Raw genomic sequence first — 4,072 nt, forward strand, 5'->3', positions numbered from 1 at the left:
CGTTTGTGCCTGTTCTGCAAAAATCGTGAAGAGAAGATTGATCTGGAGGCTTCCAGGTGTGGGGAAACCCATGTCCGAGCTCAGTTCCAATGAAACCAAGGATGACCTAGCCGGTCGGATCTGGTGGAGGATCTGAAGGTAGGAAGGAAGCCTGTCACTCTGGTCGTTCTGTTGTTGGTTGTCTTCGGATTGCCTCTGACAGGATACTGATGTCCGGTTGCTAACCGCACGGACCCGGATTTAATCTCGAGAAGCTGGTCTTAAGATGGACTGCAAGCGAGCTGCTCGGCGTAGCTCCAATAAAGCAAGTCCATCGAACACGTCGATGGCATCATGAGATGGCGCGGTTGTAAAAGGTAACCGTGCTGCTTTGCGTTTCCTCTGGAAATGTTGAGCTAACTGATGAGCATTGGCAATGAGAACGATTAAGTGTCGTAAGGGCATTTGGTGGATGCCTTGGCATGCACAGGCGAAGAAGGACGTGATACGCTGCGATAAGCCGTGGGGAGCTGCGAATGAGCTTTGATCCATGGATCTCCGAATGGGGCAACCCACCTTAGATACCTAGAAAGTTTAAGCCGTCTTTCGGGACGGTTTAGGTTTCTAGGTATTGTTAAAAGGTATCTTACCTTCGAATACATAGGGGTAAGAAGCGAACGCAGGGAACTGAAACATCTAAGTACCTGCAGGAAAGGACATCAACCGAGACTCCGTAAGTAGTGGCGAGCGAACACGGACCAGGCCAGTGGCAACAAGGAATAAAGCCGAACGACTTGGAAAGGTCGACCGTAGCGGGTGATAGTCCCGTAGGCGTAGAACACTTGTTGTCCTAGAGTAGGGCGGGACACGAGAAATCCTGTCTGAACATGGGGAGACCACTCTCCAAGCCTAAGTACTCGTGCATGACCGATAGCGAACAAGTACCGTGAGGGAAAGGTGAAAAGCACCCCGACAAGGGGAGTGAAATAGAACCTGAAACCGGATGCCTACAAACAGTAGGAGGCCGCAAGGCTGACTGCGTACCTTTTGTATAATGGGTCAACGACTTAGTGTAACTAGCAAGCTTAAGCCGGTAGGTGTAGGCGCAGCGAAAGCGAGTCTGAATAGGGCGACCATAGTTAGTTGCATTAGACCCGAAACCGAGTGATCTAGCCATGAGCAGGTTGAAGGTTGGGTAACACCAACTGGAGGACCGAACCCGCATCTGTTGCAATAGATTGGGATGACTTGTGGCTAGGGGTGAAAGGCCAATCAAACTCGGAGATAGCTGGTTCTCCGCGAAATCTATTTAGGTAGAGCGTCGAGCGAATACCCCAGGGGGTAGAGCACTGGATGGGCTATGGGGACTCACCGTCTTACTGATCCTAACCAAACTCCGAATACCTGGGAGTACTACTCGGCAGACACACGGCGGGTGCTAACGTCCGTCGTGAAGAGGGCAACAACCCTGACCTCCAGCTAAGGTCCCCAAGTCATGGCTAAGTGGGAAAGGATGTGAGGATCCCAAAACAACCAGGATGTTGGCTTAGAAGCAGCCATCATTTAAAGAAAGCGTAACAGCTCACTGGTCTAAATAAGGGTCTTTGCGCCGAAAATGTAACGGGGCTAAAGCCATGCACCGAAGCTGAGGATGTGCGACTTGTCGCACGTGGTAGCGGAGCGTTCCGTAAGCCTGTGAAGGAGGACCCGTGAGGGCCTCTGGAGGTATCGGAAGTGCGAATGTTGACATGAGTAACGATAAAGAGGGTGAGAGACCCTCTCGCCGAAAGACCAAGGGTTCCTGCTTAAAGTTAATCTGAGCAGGGTTAGCCGGCCCCTAAGGCGAGGCAGAAATGCGTAGTCGATGGGAACCACGTTAATATTCGTGGGCCTGGTGGTAGTGACGGATCGCACAAGTTGTTCAACCTTATTGGATTGGTTGGGCGGCGGAGCGGTTCCAGGAAATAGCTCCACCTTATAGACCGTACCCGAAACCGACACAGGTGGTCAGGTAGAGTATACCAAGGCGCTTGAGAGAACTATGTTGAAGGAACTCGGCAAATTGCACGCGTAACTTCGGAAGAAGCGTGACCCCTTTTTACGCAAGTATGAAGGGGTGGCACAGACCAGGGGGTAGCGACTGTTTATCAAAAACACAGGGCTCTGCGAAGTCTAAAGACGACGTATAGGGCCTGACGCCTGCCCGGTGCTGGAAGGTTAAAGGGAGAGGTGCAAGCTTTGAACTGAAGCCCCAGTAAACGGCGGCCGTAACTATAACGGTCCTAAGGTAGCGAAATTCCTTGTCGGGTAAGTTCCGACCTGCACGAATGGCGTAACGACTTCCCCGCTGTCTCCAACATAGACTCAGTGAAATTGAATTCCCCGTGAAGATGCGGGGTTCCTGCGGTTAGACGGAAAGACCCCGTGCACCTTTACTATAGCTTTACACTGGCATTCGTGTCGGCATGTGTAGGATAGGTGGTAGGCTTTGAAGCGGGGACGCCAGTTCTCGTGGAGCCATCCTTGAAATACCACCCTTATCGTCATGGATGTCTAACCGCGGTCCGTCATCCGGATCCGGGACAGTGTATGGTGGGTAGTTTGACTGGGGCGGTCGCCTCCGAAAGAGTAACGGAGGCGCGCGATGGTGGGCTCAGACCGGTCGGAAATCGGTCGTCGAGTGCAATGGCATAAGCCCGCCTGACTGCGAGACTGACAAGTCGAGCAGAGACGAAAGTCGGTCATAGTGATCCGGTGGTCCCGCGTGGAAGGGCCATCGCTCAACGGATAAAAGGTACGCCGGGGATAACAGGCTGATGACCCCCAAGAGTCCATATCGACGGGGTTGTTTGGCACCTCGATGTCGGCTCATCGCATCCTGGGGCTGGAGCAGGTCCCAAGGGTTTGGCTGTTCGCCAATTAAAGCGGTACGTGAGCTGGGTTCAGAACGTCGTGAGACAGTTCGGTCCCTATCTGCCGTGGGTGTAGGAATATTGACAGGATCTGTCCCTAGTACGAGAGGACCGGGATGGACATATCTCTGGTGGACCTGTTGTCCTGCCAAGGGCATAGCAGGGTAGCTATATATGGAATGGATAACCGCTGAAGGCATCTAAGCGGGAAACCAACCTGAAAACGAGTATTCCCTATCAGGGCCGTGGAAGACGACCACGTTGATAGGCCGGGTGTGGACGTGCAGCAATGCATGAAGCTTACCGGTACTAATAGCCCGATCGGCTTGATCGTTCTCATTGTTCATGCTCATCTCGCGGCAAGCGCAAAGCGCTTGTCCGCTCATGAGCTGAACAATAAGATTATTGTTTTGTCCTGACGCGCCAAAGGCGCTCCGGACGGGCCGCGCCACGAGGCGCGACGGCCTACCGGCCTGTATGGGTGACTAAAGCACCGATACGGAACCGAAGGCTCCATCTGACGTGTTCAAAAAGACCATCGCCTTCGTTCCTTGGCTCCCTTACTCGACATCGAGCGGGGCAGCCATACAGAACGACAGTTCTGTCGGCGCTGATGCGCCGCGCAGTCCGCAGGGCAGCGACCGGCAGGTCGCGGTCAGCCCGTGAGGACAAACAACGGCGATGTTCCGAAAAATCCAGCTTCTCAACGCATTCCGGCCTAGCGGTCGGAACATTGCCCTTAATTGACCTGGTGGTCATTGCGGGGTGGCTGCACCCGTTCCCATTCCGAACACGGCCGTGAAACACCCCAGCGCCAATGGTACTTCGTCTCAAGACGCGGGAGAGTAGGTCGCTGCCAGGTCTATTAAAGGCAATGCTCATCAAAAGATGAGACAACAATCTTCTCAAACGAAAACAAACGGCCCCTGGCCGATCACTCCGATCCCCAGGGCCGCCCACAAAGCGGCCTTTTTGCTTTGTAGAATGTCAAATGCGGGACAAAACTTCGGTGCGTCCCTTAAAAGGAGACAAATTGGAAAAGCCAATTTGCTCCGGAAGACCGAAAACTCGTACGGTATTTTGCCAAAGGCAAAAATCGGATAACGCGGGGTGGAGCAGCCCGGTAGCTCGTCAGGCTCATAACCTGAAGGCCGCAGGTTCAAATCCTGCCCCCGCAACCA

Annotated in this window: 1 tRNA gene and 2 rRNA genes; all 3 read left to right on the forward strand. The window is 53.5% G+C overall.

Features of this window, described 5'->3' with window-relative positions:
- Nucleotides 1-423 precede the first annotated feature (423 nt).
- The 3 genes from C5L13_RS28285 (at nucleotide 424) to C5L13_RS28295 (ending at nucleotide 4,072) form a co-directional block, all read left to right on the forward strand.
- Nucleotides 424-3,225 (forward strand): 23S ribosomal RNA (locus C5L13_RS28285).
- 413 nt (nucleotides 3,226-3,638) lie between these two features.
- A 5S ribosomal RNA gene (gene rrf / locus C5L13_RS28290) occupies nucleotides 3,639-3,753 on the forward strand.
- A 242-nt stretch (nucleotides 3,754-3,995) separates the two neighbouring features.
- Nucleotides 3,996-4,072, forward strand: a tRNA-Met gene (locus C5L13_RS28295).

This window comes from Neorhizobium alkalisoli (genome assembly GCF_002968635.1).
Lineage (GTDB): Bacteria > Pseudomonadota > Alphaproteobacteria > Rhizobiales > Rhizobiaceae > Neorhizobium > Neorhizobium alkalisoli.